17 protein-coding genes and 1 riboswitch are annotated in these 18058 nt (G+C 69.8%); of the genes, 8 read left to right on the forward strand and 9 right to left on the reverse strand.

The window, feature by feature from the left end:
• Positions 1-71 precede the first annotated feature (71 nt).
• Positions 72-671 carry a ribosome biogenesis GTP-binding protein YihA/YsxC gene (gene yihA, locus ABB34_RS03025; RefSeq protein ID WP_057639788.1) on the reverse strand — a complete coding sequence of 200 codons (600 nt, stop codon included), beginning with the start codon at positions 669-671 and terminating at the stop codon, positions 72-74.
• Positions 672-863: 192 nt separating this feature from the next.
• Between yihA and ABB34_RS03030 the strand changes: the two genes are divergently transcribed.
• The 4 genes from ABB34_RS03030 to ABB34_RS03045 all read left to right on the forward strand — a co-directional run bounded on the left by ABB34_RS03030 (position 864) and on the right by ABB34_RS03045 (position 4131).
• Complete coding sequence (locus ABB34_RS03030) at positions 864-1643, forward strand: c-type cytochrome (protein ID WP_057639769.1); 780 nt, start codon at positions 864-866, stop codon at positions 1641-1643.
• 88 nt (positions 1644-1731) lie between these two features.
• Positions 1732-2376 (forward strand): thiol:disulfide interchange protein DsbA/DsbL, encoded by a 645-nt coding sequence (locus ABB34_RS03035; protein ID WP_057639770.1) that lies wholly within the window; start codon positions 1732-1734, stop codon positions 2374-2376.
• A gap of 109 nt (positions 2377-2485) precedes the next feature.
• The gene (locus tag ABB34_RS03040) at positions 2486-3319 is read left to right on the forward strand and encodes a thiol:disulfide interchange protein DsbA/DsbL (protein WP_057639771.1); all 834 of its coding nucleotides are present in this window, start codon (positions 2486-2488) and stop codon (positions 3317-3319) included.
• A 47-nt stretch (positions 3320-3366) separates the two neighbouring features.
• Positions 3367-4131 carry an endonuclease/exonuclease/phosphatase family protein gene (locus tag ABB34_RS03045; RefSeq protein WP_057639772.1) on the forward strand — a complete coding sequence of 255 codons (765 nt, stop codon included), beginning with the start codon at positions 3367-3369 and terminating at the stop codon, positions 4129-4131.
• A gap of 298 nt (positions 4132-4429) precedes the next feature.
• Here ABB34_RS03045 and ABB34_RS03050 read toward each other — a convergent pair whose 3' ends face one another.
• Positions 4430-5284, reverse strand: coding sequence for an EamA family transporter (locus ABB34_RS03050; RefSeq protein ID WP_057639773.1), 855 nt, complete (start codon positions 5282-5284; stop codon positions 4430-4432).
• 346 nt (positions 5285-5630) lie between these two features.
• Here ABB34_RS03050 and ABB34_RS03055 point away from each other — a divergent pair, with 346 nt between their 5' ends.
• The 3 genes from ABB34_RS03055 to ABB34_RS03065 all read left to right on the forward strand — a co-directional run bounded on the left by ABB34_RS03055 (position 5631) and on the right by ABB34_RS03065 (position 9817).
• Positions 5631-7574 carry a transglycosylase SLT domain-containing protein gene (locus tag ABB34_RS03055; RefSeq protein ID WP_057639774.1) on the forward strand — a complete coding sequence of 648 codons (1944 nt, stop codon included), beginning with the start codon at positions 5631-5633 and terminating at the stop codon, positions 7572-7574.
• Between the two features lie 40 nt (positions 7575-7614).
• Positions 7615-8505 carry a DUF6624 domain-containing protein gene (locus ABB34_RS03060; RefSeq protein WP_152979485.1) on the forward strand — a complete coding sequence of 297 codons (891 nt, stop codon included), beginning with the start codon at positions 7615-7617 and terminating at the stop codon, positions 8503-8505.
• Between the two features lie 79 nt (positions 8506-8584).
• The gene (locus ABB34_RS03065; RefSeq protein WP_057639789.1) at positions 8585-9817 is read left to right on the forward strand and encodes a multifunctional CCA addition/repair protein; all 1233 of its coding nucleotides are present in this window, start codon (positions 8585-8587) and stop codon (positions 9815-9817) included.
• Between the two features lie 106 nt (positions 9818-9923).
• Here the strand turns inward: ABB34_RS03065 and ribB are convergent, their stop codons facing one another.
• From ribB to ABB34_RS03100, 7 genes are all read right to left on the reverse strand, one after another.
• Positions 9924-11024, reverse strand: a complete 1101-nt coding sequence (ribB, locus tag ABB34_RS03070) for a 3,4-dihydroxy-2-butanone-4-phosphate synthase (protein WP_057639776.1) — start codon at positions 11022-11024, stop codon at positions 9924-9926.
• On the reverse strand, positions 11021-11653 hold the full coding sequence (locus ABB34_RS03075) for a riboflavin synthase (protein WP_057639777.1): 633 nt from the start codon (positions 11651-11653) through the stop codon (positions 11021-11023). The genes ribB and ABB34_RS03075 overlap by 4 nt, the downstream gene beginning before the upstream one ends.
• A gap of 122 nt (positions 11654-11775) precedes the next feature.
• Positions 11776-11969: riboswitch (FMN riboswitch) on the reverse strand.
• Between the two features lie 192 nt (positions 11970-12161).
• Positions 12162-13247: a bifunctional diaminohydroxyphosphoribosylaminopyrimidine deaminase/5-amino-6-(5-phosphoribosylamino)uracil reductase RibD gene (gene ribD, locus ABB34_RS03085; RefSeq protein WP_057639779.1), complete on the reverse strand. Its 1086-nt coding sequence runs from the start codon at positions 13245-13247 to the stop codon at positions 12162-12164.
• Between the two features lie 173 nt (positions 13248-13420).
• Entirely contained in the window at positions 13421-13945 is a 525-nt protein-coding gene (gene nrdR, locus ABB34_RS03090) for a transcriptional regulator NrdR (protein ID WP_057639780.1), read from the reverse strand.
• Between the two features lie 82 nt (positions 13946-14027).
• Complete coding sequence (locus ABB34_RS14745; RefSeq protein ID WP_083490033.1) at positions 14028-14174, reverse strand: four helix bundle protein; 147 nt, start codon at positions 14172-14174, stop codon at positions 14028-14030.
• Between the two features lie 74 nt (positions 14175-14248).
• Positions 14249-15502 (reverse strand): serine hydroxymethyltransferase, encoded by a 1254-nt coding sequence (gene glyA, locus ABB34_RS03095; RefSeq protein ID WP_057639781.1) that lies wholly within the window; start codon positions 15500-15502, stop codon positions 14249-14251.
• A gap of 151 nt (positions 15503-15653) precedes the next feature.
• Positions 15654-16085, reverse strand: a complete 432-nt coding sequence (locus ABB34_RS03100; protein ID WP_057639790.1) for an RcnB family protein — start codon at positions 16083-16085, stop codon at positions 15654-15656.
• A 215-nt stretch (positions 16086-16300) separates the two neighbouring features.
• Here ABB34_RS03100 and ettA point away from each other — a divergent pair, with 215 nt between their 5' ends.
• Entirely contained in the window at positions 16301-17965 is a 1665-nt protein-coding gene (gene ettA, locus ABB34_RS03105; protein WP_057639782.1) for an energy-dependent translational throttle protein EttA, read from the forward strand.
• Positions 17966-18058: the final 93 nt, after the last annotated feature.

The following is an 18058-nucleotide window of genomic DNA, read 5'->3' on the forward strand; positions in this document are numbered from 1 at the left end:
GCCTGCGGCAACCAACGGCGACGCCAGCCGCTGAACCGCGGCGTGGCCGGGGGATCGCCAGCCGGCCGGCGCTACAGCCCCAGCCAGCCGCCGATCACCGCGCGCGCTTCCTCCACGCCCTGCTTCGACTCGCCGGAGAAGGCCTGCACGCTCACCGTGTCGCCGAACGCGGCGGACAGCTCCTTGCGCACCTTCTGCAGGGTCTGCATCTGCTGGCCGCGGCCGAGCTTGTCGGCCTTGGTCAGCAGCGCGTGCGCCGGCAGGCCGCGCTGCACCGCGTAGGCCAGCATCTGCCGGTCGTAGTCCTTCAGCGGGTGGCGGATGTCCATCACCACCACCAGCCCCTTGAGCGCCTCGCGGCTGCGGAAGTAGCTGTCGATGAAGGCCTGCCAGTGCGCCTGCAGCTCCAGCGGCACCTTGGCGTAGCCATAGCCGGGCAGGTCGACGAGGTGGGCCTCGGGGGTGACCTGGAAGAACACCAGTTGCTGGGTGCGGCCGGGGGTCTTGGAAACCCGGGCCAGTGCGTTCTGCCGCGTCAGCGCGTTGAGCGCGCTGGACTTGCCGGCGTTGGAGCGGCCGGCGAAGGCCACTTCGGCGCCCGCGTCCGGCGGCAACTGCCGGGCGTTGTGGGCGGAAAGCTGGTAGCGGGCGCGTTCGAGGAGCTGTGACATGCGCATAGGATCGCACGCCGGGCCGTCGTGCGCCGGCCCGCAGGCGCCCGTTACCGGCCATTTCCGCCCGCTTTCTGCCACCTCCGCAGGGTTTTGTTGCAGCGCTGCGTTGACCCTGCCCTGAATCGGCGCCGATAATTCACGCGATGCCGGCCGAAACCCGCCCGGCCCGGTCCACACGGAGCTTTCCGCATGCGCCACGTTCGCGCTCTTGCCATCACCGCAATAGCAGCCCCCCTCATCGCCATCGTTGCGTATGCGCAGAGCTCGGTCACCCCGATGCCCGAGGAAGCGCAGGTACAGGTCGCGCCGCTGGAGATCGACCTGAGCAAGGCCCTGCCCGGCGATGCCGCGGCCGGCGAGCAGAAGGCGCAGGTCTGCGCCGCCTGCCACGGCGCCGACGGCAACTCGGCCATCGAGATGTACCCGCGCCTGGCCGGCCAGAGCGAGCGCTACATCGCCCAGCAGCTGGCGCTGATCGCCAGCGGCCAGCGCACCGAGGGCATGGTCGCGGTCATGCTGCCGTTCGTCGAAGGCATGACCCCGCAGGACATGCGCGACCTCGGCGCCTATTTCGCCACGCAGAAGTCCGGCGCCGGCGTCGCCGACGATGCCGACGTCACCGATGGCGCGTATGCCGGCATGAAGTTCTACGAGATCGGGCAGGCGCTCTACCGCGGCGGCGACGCCAAGCGCGGCATCCCGGCCTGCATGGCCTGCCACGGCCCCAACGGCGCCGGCAACCCCGGCCCCGCCTACCCGCACATCGGCGGCCAGCACGCGGCCTACACCGCCCAGCGCCTGCAGCACTACCAGGCCGGGCAGACGCAGGAAACCGACCCGGCCCACTTCCGCATCATGGAACAGGTCACCCATTCGCTGACCGAACAGGAAATCCAGGCGTTGTCCAGCTACGTGCAGGGCCTGCACGCCCGCGCCGACGACGTCGACGCTGCGCCCGCGCAGCCCTGAGCCACTCGCCACCGCGACCGGTGCAGTGCCGTCCAGGAAACGCCGGCCCCCGCAGGCCGGCGTTTCCATTTCCGCTGGAGCTTTCCCGATGAAATTCGCCTCGCGCCTGATGACCCTGCTGCTGGTCCTGCTGCCGCTGGCCGCCTGCGCCGCTTCCACGTCCGAGCCGGTGGAAGGGCGGGACTACGACCTGATCGCCGACCCCGGCCCGTTCGCGCCACTGGCCGGCAGGATCGAGGTGGTGGAGATGTTCGGCTACACCTGCCCGCACTGCGCCCATTTCGAGCCGATGCTGGAGGCATGGACCGCCAAGCTGCCGCGCGACGTGCGTTTCACCGCGGTACCGGCCGCCTTCGGCGGCTACTGGGACGCCTATGCCCGTGCCTACTACGCCGCCGAGCAGACCGGCGTGCTCGCGCGCAGCCATGCCGACGTATTCAAGGCGCTGCACGAACAACACAGCCTGCCGATGCAGAACGTCTCGCCGCAGGAGCTGGCCACCTTCCATGCCGCCTATGGCGTGGAGCCGCAGGCCTACATCGACGCGCTGCGCGGCGAGCAGGTCGAGGCCAGGGTCAAGGCCGCGCGCGAGTTCGCCATGCGCACCCGGGTACCGGGCACGCCGGCGCTGATCGTCAACGGCAAATACCTGGTCAAGGGCAACAACTTCCAGGAACTGCTGCGCAACGCCGACGCGCTGATCGCCCGCGAGCGCGCCGCCGCCCGCCCCTGAGCCACCCACCGCGCGCCACCGGTTCAGCCGGGCCGGTGCAAAGTGGCATCATGCGCACCGGTCGCCGCCCGGTGGCCGCCGTACCGACGAATCCGCTGGAGATCCCCCGATGAAGATCCGCCTCGCCCTGGTCCTGACGGCCCTGCTGCCGCTGATGGTCGCCTGCACGCCGCAGGACGGCTCGGCCGACGCCACCGCACCGGCCACGCCGGCCGCCACCACCCCCGCGGAGGCCCCGGCCGCCGATGCCGCCGCACCGGCCGATGAAAGCGCAACCCTGGCCGCGGAGCCGGCTGGCGAAGCCACCGCCGCACCCGCCGAAGACAAGGTCCCGGTACCGGCGCAGGCACGCCTGGTCGGCCCCGAACCGGTGGCCGGCACCGACTACGTGGCCATCGAAGGCGGCCAGCCGATCCAGCCGGCCGCCGGCAAGATCGAGGTGGCCGAGGTCTTCAACTACGTCTGCCCGGCCTGCGCCCGCTTCCAGCCGATGGTCGCCTCGTGGAAGGCCGGCCTGCCCTCGGACGTGAATTTCGTCTACGTCCCGGCCATGTTCGGCAGCTACTGGGACGACTACTCCCGCGCCTACTACGCCGCCGAGGCGCTGGGCGTGCAGGAAAAGACCCACGACGCGCTGTATGCGGCCATCCACATCGAGCACTCGCTCAACGGCGAGCTGGGCAGCCACGATTCGCCGCAGGACATCGCCAACTTCTACGGCAAGCACGGCGTCGACGCCAGGACCTTCCTCGACACGATGGGCAGCTTCTCGGTGGTCGCCAAGGCCAACCGCGCCAAGCAGTTCATCCAGCGCAGCAAGATCACCGGCACCCCGTCGCTGATCGTCAACGGCAAGTACCTGGTCAAGGGCAAGAGCTACGAGGACATGCTGCGCATCGCCGACCACCTGATCGCCCGCGAGCGCGCCGCCAACGCCCGCTGACGAGAACGAACCCGGGCCTCCCCCCGCGCGAGGCCCGGCTGCACGCCGTGAACGCCCCCACCCGCACCTTGCGACTGCTGACGGCCAACATCCAGGCCGGCTCCAGCACGCGCCGCTACAGCGACTACGTGACCCGCAGCTGGTCGCACGCGCTGCCGGCCGGCAGCAAGCGCTCCAGCCTGGACGCCATCGCCAAACTGGCCAGCGGCCGCGACATCGTCGGCCTGCAGGAGGCCGACCCCGGCAGCCTGCGCTCGGGCTTCACCAACCAGACCCACTACCTGGCCGAACGCGCCGGCTTCAACTACTGGAGCCACCAGCCCAACCGGCGCATGGGCGGCGTGGCCTCCAGCGCCAACGGCCTGCTCAGCCGGCTGGAACCGGTGGAAGTGCAGGACCACGCCCTGCCCGGCCGCATCGGCGGGCGCGGCGTGCTGCTGGCGCGCTTCGGCGACGACCGCGAAGGCCTGACCGTGGCGGTGGCGCACCTGTCGCTGGGCGTCGGCTCGCGGATGGCGCAGCTGGATTTCATCGCCGACCTGCTGACCGACCACCCCAACGCGGTGCTGATGGGCGACTTCAACTGCAAGGCCGAGCGCCCGGAAATGCAGGTGCTGTACCGCAAGACCCGGCTGCAGCCGCCCGGCTGCCTGGTGCCGACCTTCCCCAGTTGGCGCCCGGACCGGGCCATCGACCACATCCTGGTCAGCAGCAGCCTGCAGCAACGCTCGGTGGAAGCGGTGCCGGCCGCCTTTTCCGACCATCTGGCGGTGGCGATGTCGATCGACGTGCCGGCCAACGCACTGCGCTGAATGTGCCGGCCGCTGGCCGGTATGCGCCATCGCTGCGCGCTGTCGCCCCACGGTTTGCGCCGCAGACCGCGGGCCCCGTCTTGCGTCATCCACACCCCGCGCCTTCGGCGCGCCCCCTGACTCAGGGGGCTTTGCTCCAGACACATCCGGGAGTGCCGGCCGCTGGCCGGCATCCATACCATGTCGCGTAGGTGCGGGGCTTGCCCCGCACGGGGCTGGACCGGGAAGGCTTCATGCGGGGCAAGCCCCGCATCTACGAGATGTCGGACATACGAGGTTGCCGAGCAACGATCGGGCGCTATCGCGACCGCCGCGCGGTGAGCGTGCTGCCTGCCGAAGCCAGCACCGTGCAGCCGATCGCCAGCCATTGCAGGCCACCGAGCCGCTCGTGCAGCAGCAGCAACGCCCACAGCGCCGCCACCGCCGGCTCCATGCTGATCAGGATGCCGAAGGTTTCCCTGGGCAGGCGCTTGAGCGCCATCATCTCCAGCGATATCGGGATCGCGCTGGACACCACCGCCACCACCGCCCCGGCCAGCAGCACCCGTGGTTCCAGCAACGCCATGCCGGCATGGGCCACGCCCACAGGCACCACCACCAGCGACGCCGCCAGCAGCCCCAGCGACACGCTGTGCCCGGCGTGCAGGTGCCCGGCGCGCTTGCCGAACACGATGTACAGCGCCCAGCATGCCGCCGCGCCCAGCGCATACAGCACGCCCGCCGTATCCAGCGCCGGCCCGCCGGCCACCGGCAACAGCAGCAGCAACCCGGCCACCGCGCAGCCGACCCAGACGAAGTCGATCGGCCGCCGCGAGGACAGCATCGCCACCGCCAGCGGCCCGGTGAATTCGATGGCCACCGCGATGCCGAACGGAATCGTGTCGATGGCCATGTAGAACAGCAGGTTCATCACCCCCAACGCCAGGCCGTAGCGCAGGATCGCGATGCCGTCCGTGCGGCTGGCATGCCAGCGCCACGGCCGCCACAGCGCCAGCAGGAACAGCGCCGAGAAGCCCACGCGCAGCGCGCTGGTGCCCTGCGCGCCGATCAGCGGGAACAGGTGCTTGGCATAGGACGTGCCGATGGCCAGCGACGTCACCGACCCCAGCACCGCCAACACCGGCAGCAGCGGTGCGAATCGGGAAGTTTGCATGTGGAAGCGAGGAACGTAGTGAGAGCAACAAGGAACGAGTGAAGACGGGGAGCATCAGCCCTCTCCCGGCGGAAGAGGGACCGGGGCGAGGGGGCGATGGCATCCCGATGGTTCGACCATCACGGACTTCGCTCGCCCCTCGTCTGGCGTAGCACGCCGGGCGTTCGGACGTGTGCGAGCCGGTGGCTCGCAAACAACACGTCCTCACCCCACAGGGAAAAGGAAGCCCGGAAACCCCCTTCCCACCAACCGGGACCGGATTACCGCCTGTCTCACCCATTCCCCGTTCATCCGCGAGCCGGTATTGCCACGACGACGCCGACAGGGCCCCGGCTATGCTTTGCCGATGAAACGACACACCCCACTGCTGCCGTTTGCGGCATCGCTGCTGCTGGCCGCCACCGGCGCCTGCGCACAGGACCTGGACGCCCGCCGCCCGCTGATGCGCATGGCCATCGACAACGCCGAACGCGGCCAGTTCGACGCCACCGCCGCGGCCACGCTGCGCGACCACCCGTTGTATGGCTGGCTCGAATACAGCGCCCTGCGCCGCGGCATCGACGGCCTCGACGGTACGCGGGCCAGCGATTTCCTGCGCCGCTACCAGGGCCAGCCGGTGGCCGAAACCTTCCGCGCCATGTGGCTGGCGGAGCTGGCGCGGCGCCGGGACTGGCCGGCCCTGCTCGGCAACTGGCAGCCCAGCCGCGACCCGGCGCTGCAATGCGCCGAACTCAACGCACGGCTGGCCACCGGCAAGGCCGATGCGCAGTGGACCGGCGACGTGCAGGCACTGTGGCGCGGCAGCGGCAAATCGCTGCCCGACGCCTGCGACCCGGTGTTCGCCGCGCTGGCCGAACGCGGTGGGCTGACACCCGCGCTGCGCTGGGAGCGCATCGACGCGGCCGCCGACGCGCGCCAGCCGGCGGTGATGCGCGCCGCCGCGCGCGGCCTGCCCGCCGTCGAACAGGCGCAGGCCAACGACTACGCCGTCTTCGTCGGCAAGCCCGACGCGCGCGCGTTGAACTGGCCGAAGAACGAGCGCAGCCGCCGCATCGCCACCGATGGCCTGGAGCAGCTCGCCAAGGCCGACCCGGACGCGGCCGAGCGGCAGTTGCCGCACTACGCGCAGGCGCTGGGCCTGGACGCCACGCAGCAGGCCCGCGTGCGCTACCAGATCGCGCTGTGGACCGTGGCCTCGTACGGGCCGGACTCGGCACGGCGGCTGGCCGCGGTGCCCGAGGCGGCCTACGACGAGCGCCTGCACGAATGGCGCACGCGCGAGGCGATGGCGCGCGGCGACTGGCCGGCGGCACTGGCCGCGATCCGCAGGATGCCGGCGTCGCAACGCAACGACTCGCGCTGGCGCTGGTTCGAGGCGCGGCTGCTGGACAAGACCGGCAAGCCCGCCGAAGCGCTGCCGCTGTACCGCGCCGCCGCCAACGCAGCCACCTTCCACGGCTTCCTCGCCGCCGACAAGCTGCAGCAGCCCTATGCGCTGTGCCCGTGGACGCCAAACGACGACGCGCAGGCGCGCGCCGCCGTGGCCCGCGACCCGGCGCTGGTGCGCGCGCTGGAACTGTTCAAGATCGACCGCCCGGCCTGGGCCGCGCGCGAATGGGCCGACGCCCTGTCGCGCTTTGACGACACCCAGCGCCGGCTGGCGGTGGAGGTGGCCGGCGCGAACGGCTGGTTCGACCGCGCCGTGTTCGCCCTGAAAGGCGCGCAGGAAATGCGCCTGTACGCGTTGCGCTTCCCCTTGCACCACGGCGACAGCATCCGCCGCGAGGCCGCGCGCAATGCGCTGGACCCAGCATGGGTGGCGGCCGAAATCCGCGCCGAAAGCATCTTCAACCCGAACGCGCGCTCGTCGGCCAACGCGATGGGGCTGATGCAGGTGCTGCCGGCCACCGGCGCCAGCGTCGCGAAATCCATTGGCCTGAGCGGCTACGGCGGCGCCGCCAGCCTGTACGACGCAGATACCAACATCGCCATCGGCAGCGCCTACCTGCGCCAGCTGCTGGACAAGTACGGCAGCCTGCCCTACGTCACCATCGCCGCCTACAACGCCGGGCCCACCCCGACCGCGCGCTGGCAGTCGCAGCGCCCCGGCTTCGATGCGGATTTCTGGATCGAGACCATCAGCTACAAGGAAACCCGCGAATACGTCGCCCGCGTGCTGGCCTTCAGCGTGATCTACGACTGGCGCCTCAACGGCAAGGCGGTGCCGCTGGTCGAGCGCATGCAGGGCCGGCTGGAAACGCCGGCCAAGGCGTTTGCCTGCCCCGGCTGAGGCAGGCATGCTGCCGGCTCTCCGTCCCGGGACCGACAGCATGCCCAAGCTCCGTGCCGTAGTGATCGCATTCACCGCCTGTGCCCTGCTGCCCCTCGCCACACTGGCCGCGCCACCTATGCGCAGCGAGGCGCAGCGGGCCTACGACGCCGGCGAATACGCCAGCTGCGCCGCGCTCTATGCGCAGGTGGCCGACGCCGAAGGCGGCACCCGCGCGGACGGCTACAACGCCGCCTGCTGCCTTGCCCTCGCCGGCAACGCCGACGCCGCGTTCGAGCGCCTGCGCACGACCATCACCACCCATTTCACCTCGGTCGCGGACCTCCAGCAGGACGAGGACTTCCGCAGCCTGCGCGACGACCCGCGCTGGGAACCGATGCTGGCACTGGCGCGGCAGGAGGAAGACCGCCACCTCGCCGGGACCGACCGCACGCTGCGCCGCGAATTGTTCGAGCGCCTCAACCGCGACCAGGAAATCCGCGACCGGCTGATCGCCGCGCCGGAGGACAAGGCGCTGATCGCCGAGGCCGAACGGATCGACACCGACAACACCACCTGGCTCAAGCAGGTGGTCGCCAGCCGTGGCTGGCCCGGCTACAAGCTGGTCCACGAGGACGGTGCGCAGGCCGCATGGCTGCTGGCGCAGCACGCCGACCGCGACCCGGCCTTCCAGCAGCAGGTATTGGAGCTGTTGGAAAAGGCCGTACTCGACAAGGACGCCAAACCCTCGCACCTGGCTTACCTGACCGACCGCGTGCGCACCGGCCGCGACGAAAAGCAGCTGTACGGCACGCAATTCATCAAGGCCGGCGACGACTGGGTACCCGCGCCGATCGAGGACGAGGCGCACGTGGACGAACGCCGCCAGCGCATCGGGCTCGGCACGCTGGCCGAATACGCCGAGCAGATCCGCGCCGCCTATTCGCGGTGACGGCCGAGGATGCGGGGCAGGCCCCGCATTTACCGCGCGCGGTTTTGCCGCCGTGGCCTTTGCACGCATCATGTCGCGCATGAAGACCTATCTCGTCGGCGGCGCGGTCCGCGATTCCCTGCTTGGCCTCGAAGCGGGCGACCGCGACTGGGTGGTGGTCGGCGCCACCCAGCAGCAGATGGAGGCGCAGGGCTTCAAGGCCGTGGGCCGCGACTTCCCGGTGTTCCTGCACCCGCATACCGGCGAGGAACATGCGCTGGCGCGCACCGAGCGCAAGAGCGGGCGCGGCTACCGCGGCTTCGTGGTCGATGCCGATCCGTCGGTGACGCTGGAGGAAGACCTGCGGCGCCGCGATTTCACCCTCAACGCCATCGCCCGCGACGAGGCAAGCGGCGCGCTGGTCGATCCCTGGGGCGGCGTGCGCGACATCGAACAGCGCGTGCTGCGCCACGTCGGCCCGGCCTTCGTCGAGGATCCCCTGCGGGTGCTGCGCGCGGCGCGCTTCATGGCGCGCTTCGCCCCGCTGGGCTTCACCCTCGCCCCGGAAACCGCCGCGCTGATGCGGCAGGTCGCCGCCAGCGGCGAACTGGATGCGCTGGTGCCCGAGCGCATCTGGCAGGAGCTGCGCAAGGCGCTGCGCGCGGCGCGGCCGTCGGCGTTCCTGCGCACGCTGCACGACACCGGCGCGCTGGGCGCGATCCTGCCGGAAGTGGAGGCGCTGTACGGCGTGCCGCAGCGCGCCGAGTTCCACCCGGAGGTGGACACCGGCGTGCACCAGGAAATGGTCAGCGACATGGCCGCAAGGCTGGCGCCGGGCGACGACCTGGTCGGCTTCGCCGCGCTCACCCACGACCTCGGCAAGGCCCTGACCCCGGCGGACGAACTGCCGCGCCACGTCATGCACGAACAGTGCGGGCTCAAGCCACTGGCCGCGTTGTGCGAACGCCTGAAGGTGCCGGCCGACCACCGCCTGCTCGCCGAGGCGGCGTGCCGCGAACACCTCAACGTGCACCGCATCGACGAACTGCGCGACGCCACCGTGCTGGAGCTGATCGCGCGCTGCGACGGCCTGCGCCGTCCCGAGCGCATCGCGCAGATGGCGCTGGTGTGCGAGTGCGACAAGCGCGGCCGGCTCGGGTTCGAGGACAGCGACTATCCGCAGCGCGCCACCCTGCTGCGCCTGCATGCCGCCGCGCTGTCGGTCAACGCGCGCGACATCGCCACCGCCGGGTTGCAGGGCCCCGCCATCGGCGAGGCATTGCGCAAGGCGCGGGTCAAGGCGATTGCCGATGCGCGCACCAAGACCCCGTAGATGCGGGGCTTGCCCCGTATGGGGCCTTCCCGGTGAAGCCCGTGCCGGGCAAGCCCGGCACCTACGGGGCTAGGGGTCGGGAGTGGATGTGGGGTAAACCCCGCACTTACGGCTGCACGGTCTCGACGATCTCCAACCCATAACCGGCCAAACCAACCTGCCGGCGTGGGGTACCGAGCACGCGCAGCTTGCCCAGGCCGAGGTCGGACAGGATCTGCGCACCGGCGCCGTTGCGGCGCCACTGGCCCACGTCCTTGTCCTTGCCGGCCGGGCGCACTTCCGGCTCGCGCCGCAGCCGCGCCAGCAGCGCGTCGGTATCGCGCGGCGCCGACAGCACCACCATCACCCCCTGCCCTTCGGCGGCGATGGCGCGCAGCGCGTCGGTGGCGGCCACGCCGAAATCGTCGCGGCGCCAGTGCAGCAGGTCGGCCAGCGGGTTCTCCACCTGCACCCGCACCAGCGTCGGCACGTCGCGCCGAGGCGTGCCACGGACCAGCGCGAAGTGCAGGTCGTGGGCGATACGGTCGCGGTAGGTGAGCAGCCGGAACGCACCGAACTCGGTGTCGATCTCGCGCTCGTCCACGCGCTCGACGGTGTGCTCGGTGGCCAGCCGGTAGGCGATCAGGTCGGCGATGGAGCCCATCTTCAGCCCGTGCTCGCGCGCGAACACCTCCAGCTCCGGGCGGCGCGCCATGCTGCCGTCGGGGTTGAGGATCTCCACCAGCACACCGGCCGGCTCCAACCCGGCCAGCATGGCCAGGTCCACGCCCGCCTCGGTATGGCCGGCGCGGGTCAGCACGCCCCCCGGCTGGGCGATCAGCGGGAAGATGTGGCCCGGCTGGTGCAGGTCCGACGCCCTGGCGTTGGGCTTGACCGCGGTGCGGATGGTGTGGGCGCGGTCATGCGCGGAAATGCCCGTGGTCACGCCCTCGGCCGCTTCGATGCTGACGGTGAAGTTGGTCTGGAACTGCGCGGTATTGGCCTGCACCATTGGCGCCAGGCCCAGGTCGGCGGCGCGGGCGCGGGTCAACGGCAGGCACACCAGACCGCGGCCGTGGGTGACCATGAAGTTGATGTCGCTGGGCTTGACCAGCTCGGCGGCCATGATCAGGTCGCCTTCGTTCTCGCGGTCCTCGTCATCGACGATCACCACCATGCGGCCGGCGCGGATTTCTTCCAGCAGTTCGGGGACAGGGGCGAAGTTCATGCGTTGGCTCCTTGGCCGGGTAGATGCCGGCCGTTGGCCGGCATTCCGATCAGTTTTTCCACGTAGCGCGCCACCAGGTCGATTTCGAGGTTGACGGCATCGCCGACGCCGGTATGGACGAAGCGGGTATGGGCGACGGTGTGCGGGATCAGCGCCACCTCGAAGCCCTCGTCATCGGCCTCGTTGACGGTCAGGCTGACGCCGTCGACGCAGATCGAGCCCTTCTTCGCGATGTATTTCAGCAGCGCTTGCGGTGCGGCGAAGCGCCAGCGCTGCGCGCGGGCGTCATCGATGACCGACAGCACCTTGCCGATGCCATCGACGTGGCCGCTGACCAGATGCCCGCCGAGGCGGTCGCTCGGGCGCATCGCGCGTTCGAGGTTGATCGCCGCGCCGATGACCAGTTCACCCAGCGTGGTCAGGCCCAGCGTCTCGGTGGAGGCGTCGGCCCGGAAGCTGTCGCCATCGAAGGCGATGACGGTCAGGCACACGCCGTTGACCGCGATGCTCTCGCCGAGCCGCACGTCATCGAACGGCAGGCTGCCGACGTGGAAGGTGAAGCGGACATCGCCGCCGAGGGGTTCGCGCGCGGCCAGGCGGCCGACGCCTTCGATGATGCCGGTGAACATCAGTGCACCCCCGGCATGCAGGTGCAGGTATTGCCGTGTTTCTTCATTACGTTTCTCGCGTTGGAGGCCAGCGAAAAACGCCGCAAGGCAAACAGGCGCACGCATGGCGCGATGCCATGCGTGGCCGTCTTCTTTCATCCGGACTATACCGTCGGCTCCGGCATCGGACCGGATCTGCTGACCCTCGGCCAAGCGGAGCCCGCATCATGATGCGCAACCCCCATCGGCCTCGGCGCTCGCGGGCTCGCGCGTGCATTCCATCGGAATGGCCGCGCCTACCGCCGGTGGGGAATCGCACCCCGCCCTGAAGACGTTCGTGGTTGCCGGCGAACCGGCGCGGGCATTGTACCAGCCCGGTCCGGGCGGGCCTGCCCGGTGGATGGATGGCAGTGTTCCGTGGCGTGGTGCAGCGTCCTGCTGGCAAATCGCCGGGAAGCTGGCCACGAGGTAGGCCGGGGCTGCGCCCCCGGCAGCACGCGCAAGGCAGCGCCGGGGGTGTAACCCCGACCTACGGGCGCAGCAGCAGGCGCAGGTCCTTGCCGACACTGCGCAGGTCGGCCACCTCCAATGGCAGCGCCTGCGCCATCGTGTCGATGCCCAGCCCGGCCAGCAGCGGGCGCGCGCCATCACCCATCAGCAGCGGCGCCAGGTACAGCAGCACTTCATCGGCCAGCCCGGCCGCGAGCAGGGCGCCGCACAGGGTCGGCCCGGCCTCGACATGGACCTCGTTGATGCCGCGCGCGGCCAGCAATGCCATCACCACATGCAGGTCGAAACGGCCGTCGGCCTGCAATGGCGCGGCGGCGAACTGGATGTCCTCCAGCGCCGGCGGTGCCAGCGCCGGATCGTGCAGGTACAGCGTGGGCGCGCCGCCTTCGCGCACCCCCGTGCGCTCCAGCGTGCGCAGACGCGCGTCCAGCACCACCCGCAGCGGCGGCAGGAACTCGCCGGCTTCGGGGCGCGCGGTCAATGCCGGGTCATCGGCCAGCACCGTCGCCGCGCCGGTCAGGATTGCCCCGGCGCGGGCGCGCCAGCGCTGCACGTCGGCGCGCGCGGCCGGCCCGGTGATCCATTTCGACTCGCCGCTGGCCATCGCCGTGCGCCCGTCCAGGCTGGCGGCCAGCTTGACCCGCACGAACGGCCGCCCGCGCTCGATGCGCGACAGGAAGCCGCGGTTGAGTTCGCGCGCCCGTTCTTCCATCAACCCCACCGCCACGTCGATGCCGGCCTGCCGCAGCAGCGCGAAGCCGCCGCCATCGACGTCGGGGAACGGGTCGCCCATCGCCGCGACCACCCGCGCCACGCCGGCCTCGACCAGCGCCAGCGCGCATGGCGGCGTGCGGCCGTAATGCGCGCAGGGTTCGAGGGTGACGTAGGCGGTGGCGCCGCGCGCACGCTCACCGGCGGCACGCAGCGCGAACACCTCGGCATGCGGGCCGCCGGCGCGCTGGTGGAAACCCTCGCCGACGGCCTCCCCGCCCTGCGCGATCACGCAGCCGACCATCGGGTTGGGCCGCGTCGTCCACGCGCCACGCTCGGCCAGGCGCAGCGCGCGGGCCATCAAGCGGTGGTCGGTGGCGGTGAAGTTGCCCATGCGAGCATTCTATCGGCGCGCGGGTGCCAGATTCACCGGGAGGCCTTCCAGCCAGCGTCGCCCGCACCCGAGGTAGTGCCGGCCGCTGGCCGGCATCCGCGGCAATGTTGAGGAATGCGAGGTTGCCGGCCAGCGGCCGGCACTATCGACCTCGGGCCGATGCGGCCAGAGCCTCAGCGCTTTTGCCCTTTTCCAGCCCGCGTCACGCCCGCATCCAGCAGCGACAACTGCCCTTCGTCGGCGGCATGGTCGCGTTCGAGCTTCTCGATCTCGTCGCGGAAATCGGCCACGTCCTCGAAGCTGCGGTAGACCGAGGCGAAACGCACGTAGCCGACGTGGTCGAGCTTGCGCAGCTCGTCCATCACGAACTCGCCGACGCGGATCGACGGCACCTCGCGCTCGCCGCTCATCCGCAGCTGGTGCACCACCGCGCGCACCGCCGCCTCGATCCGCTCTTCCGACACCGGCCGCTTCTGCAATGCGCGGTCGAAGCCGACCCGCAGCTTGCGCGCATCGAACGCCTCGCGCCCGCCATCGCTCTTGATGATGACCGGCAGCTTGAGCTCGATGGTTTCCAGCGTGGAAAAGCGCTCGCCGCAGGCCTCGCAACCGCGGCGGCGGCGGATGGTTGCGCCGTCGTCGGAAACGCGCGAGTCGATGACGCGGGTATCGGTGTGCTGGCAGAAGGGACAGTGCATCAGAGAGGCTGGGAATGGGGAACAGGGAACGGGGAATGTGACATCCCGGTGTCTTGTGCGTCTTTGCGTTGCAGCGACTTTCTCATTGTCTGCAATTGGATGGAGACGGCTCGCTACTGCTCAAACCGAATCGCTCGTCGGCCGGAAACCCGGCTGCAAGCTCATAAGCTTTCTCGACCAGAACCATCGCCTCTTCCCACACCCGCAGATCGCGGAAATCCGTCGCCATGACAACTCCCTGTCATACGGACAGGCTGCAGCAGCCTGTCATTCCCTGTTCCCACGTACCCCGTTCCCGGCTTTTCAGCCGTAGACCGGGTACTTCCTGCACTGCGCGCTCACCGCCTCGCGCACGCGGGCGATGACCGCCTCGTCGCCCGGCGCGTCGAGCACGTCGGCGATCCAGTTCGCCAGCTCCACGCAGTCGGCTTCCCTGTAGCCACGGGTGGTGACCGCCGGGGTACCCAGGCGCAGGCCCGAGGTCACGAACGGCGAACGCGGGTCGTTCGGCACCGAGTTCTTGTTGACGGTGATGTGGGCCTTGCCCAGCGCGGCTTCCGCGTCCTTGCCGGACACGTCCTTGCCGATCATGTCCACCAGCATCAGGTGATTCTGCGTACCGCCGGAAACGATCTTGTAGCCGCGCGCGATCAGCGTGTTGGCCATCGCCTGCGCGTTCTTCACCACCTGCTGCTGGTAGGCCTTGAACGCAGGCTCCAGCGCTTCCTTGAACGCCACCGCCTTGGCCGCGATGACGTGCATCAGCGGGCCGCCCTGGATGCCGGGGAAGACGATGGACTGCAGCTTCTTCTCGATCTCCTCGCCGGCGCCCTTGGCGATGATGATGCCGCCGCGCGGGCCGCGCAGGGTCTTGTGGGTGGTCGAAGTCACCACGTGCGCGTGCGGCACCGGGCTCGGGTAGACGCCGGCGGCAATCAGGCCGGCCACGTGCGCCATGTCCACGAACAGGTAGGCGCCGACCTTGTCGGCGATGGCACGGAAGCGCGCCCAGTCGATCACCTGCGAATACGCCGAGAAACCGGCCACGACCATCTTCGGCTTGTGTTCCAGCGCCAGCCGCTCGACTTCGTCGTAGTCGATCAGGCCCTGCTCGTTCACGCCGTACTGCACGGCGTTGAAGATCTTGCCGGAGGCATTGACCTTGGCGCCGTGGGTGAGGTGGCCGCCGTGCGCCAGCGACATGCCGAGGATGGTGTCGCCCGGCTGCAGCAGCGCGAAATACACCGCCTGGTTGGCCTGCGAGCCGGAGTGCGGCTGCACGTTGGCGTAGTCGGCATCGAACAGCTGCTTGAGGCGGTCGATGGCGAGCTTTTCGGCCACGTCCACGTATTCGCAGCCGCCGTAGTAACGCTTGCCCGGGTAGCCTTCGGCGTACTTGTTGGTCAGCTGGCTGCCCTGCGCCTCCATCACCAACGGGCTGGCGTAGTTCTCGCTGGCGATCAGCTCGACATGGTCTTCCTGGCGCTGGCACTCGGCGGCAATGGCCTTGGCCAGTTCGGGATCGTAGGACTCGATACGGGCATCGCGCGGGAACATCAATGGCTCCTGGAGGTGTGGGCGGGGGGAATGGCCGATTGTAGCGCTTCCTCCCTGCCCCGGCCGCCGGCGCCGGCGCGGGCGGTGGCGCCTGCCCGGAAACGACGAAGGCGCCCGTCGGGGCGCCTTCGTGGCGGGCATCGCGGCCGGCTCAGTGGTGCAGCACGATGTCGGCGATGATGCCGGTGGCGATGGCCACCATCAGCAGATTGCCGCGGTCGTCGCGGATCCAGCGGTGGCCGTAGGGCGGGCGGCGCACGTGGTAGCGGCCGTAGTCGTTGACCACGTAGACCGGGCCACCGTAGTAGTGGGTGTAGCGGTAGCCGCGCTGGAACCCGTAGGGGTGGTAGACCACGCGCGGCGGCGGGGCGTAGCGGCGGGCATCGCGGCGGCCGTCCCGGTAGCCGGCGTTGTAATGGCGGCGGTCGTCGCGACGGTCGTCGTGGCCGTGGCCACGGCCACGGTCGTTCCAGCCGTGGTGGCCGCGGTCATGGCCACGGTCGCCGGCGGCGAAGGCCGGTGCGGTGGCGCCGAGGGCAAGCAGGGTGGTCATCGCGGCGACAACAAGTCGGTGCATCTTCATGGTGGCCCTCGCGGTGTGGTTGGCGGTTTCCATCATGCTCACGCGATCTGAACGGATTCCGGCTGGAAACGGTTACGCCCGGCGCCGTTCACCTGCCGGCAAGCCAGTGGCGGCGGCCCGGCCGCGACGGGCTTGCGGCTATAATTGTCCATTCCCTTTTGCCCTGGGCCTGTCCGCCATGCGGACCGGGCACGGGCGTGCGCTACGGAGACGTCATGTCCTCGCAATACATCTACACCATGAACCGCGTCAGCAAGGTGGTCCCGCCCAAGCGGCAGATCATCAAGGACATCTCGCTGTCGTTCTTCCCGGGCGCCAAGATCGGCCTGCTGGGCCTGAACGGCGCCGGCAAGTCCACCGTGCTCAAGATCATGGCCGGCGTCGATCAGGACTTCGAAGGCGAGGCCCGCCCGCAGCCCGGCATCAAGGTCGGCTATCTGGCGCAGGAGCCGGAACTGAACCCGGAACACAGCGTGCGCCAGGCGGTGGAAGAAGGCGTCGGCGACGTGCTGCAGGCGCAGGCCGCACTGGAAGCGGTGTATGCCGCCTATGCCGAGGAAGGCGCCGACTTCGACGCGCTGGCCAAGGAGCAGGAGCGCCTGGAAGCCATCCTCGCCGCCGGCGACGCGCATACCGTCGAACAGCAGCTGGACGTGGCCGCCGACGCGCTGCGCCTGCCGCCGTGGGACGCGGTGATCGGCAAGCTTTCGGGTGGTGAAAAGCGCCGCGTCGCGCTGTGCCGCCTGCTGTTGCAGAAGCCGGACATGCTGCTGCTCGACGAACCGACCAACCACCTCGACGCCGAATCGGTGGAATGGCTGGAGCAGTTCCTGCACCGCTACACCGGCACCGTGGTGGCGGTCACCCACGACCGCTACTTCCTGGACAACGCCGCCGAGTGGATCCTCGAACTGGACCGCGGCCGCGGCATCCCGTGGAAGGGCAACTACACACAGTGGCTGGAGCAGAAGGACGAGCGCCTGAAGCAGGAAGAGAACCAGGAAAAGGCCCGCCAGAAGGCGATCCAGAAGGAACTGGAGTGGTCGCGGCAGAACGCCAAGGGCGGCCGCTCCAAGGGCAAGGCGCGCCTGGCGCGGCTGGAGGAATTGCAGTCGGTCGATTACCAGAAGCGCAACGAGACCAACGAAATCTTCATCCCGCCGGGCGAGCGCCTGGGCAACTCGGTGATGGAGTTCAAGAACGTCTCCAAGAAGTTCGGCGACCGCCTGCTGATCGACAACCTGTCGATGATCATCCCGCCGGGCGCGATCGTCGGCATCATCGGCCCGAACGGCGCCGGCAAGTCCACGCTGTTCAAGATGATCACCGGGCAGGAGAAGCCGGACTCGGGCGAGATCGTGATCGGGCCGACGGTGCAGCTGTCCTACGTGGACCAGAGCCGCGAGAAGCTGGAAGGCAACCACAACGTGTTCCAGGAAATCTCCGGCGGCCTGGACATCCTCAACATCAACGGCACCGAGATCCAGTCGCGCGCCTACATCGGCCGCTTCAACTTCAAGGGCCAGGATCAGCAGAAGATGGTCGGCTCGCTGTCCGGCGGCGAGCGCGGGCGCCTGCACATGGCCAAGACCCTGTTGCAGGGCGGCAACGTGCTGCTGCTCGACGAACCGTCCAACGACCTCGACATCGAGACCCTGCGCGCGCTGGAAGACGCGTTGCTGGAGTTCCCCGGCAACACCTTCGTCATTTCGCACGACCGCTGGTTCCTGGACCGCATCGCCACCCACATCATCGCCTTCGAGGGCGACTCGCACGTGGAATTCTTCCAGGGCAACTACCGCGAGTACGAAGAGGACAAGAAGCGCCGCCTCGGCGACGACGCCGGTCCCAAGCGCCTGCGCTTCAAGGCGTTGAAGTAAGCAGCGACCGGACGGCCGCAGCGATGCGGCCGTCTGCTTTTCAAAGTCCCTCTCAAGCTGCTTCAGCCCCTCTCCCTCCGGGGTGAGAGGGGC

Origin of the sequence: Stenotrophomonas daejeonensis, from assembly GCF_001431505.1 — a bacterium.
Classification (GTDB): Bacteria; Pseudomonadota; Gammaproteobacteria; order Xanthomonadales; family Xanthomonadaceae; genus Stenotrophomonas; species Stenotrophomonas daejeonensis.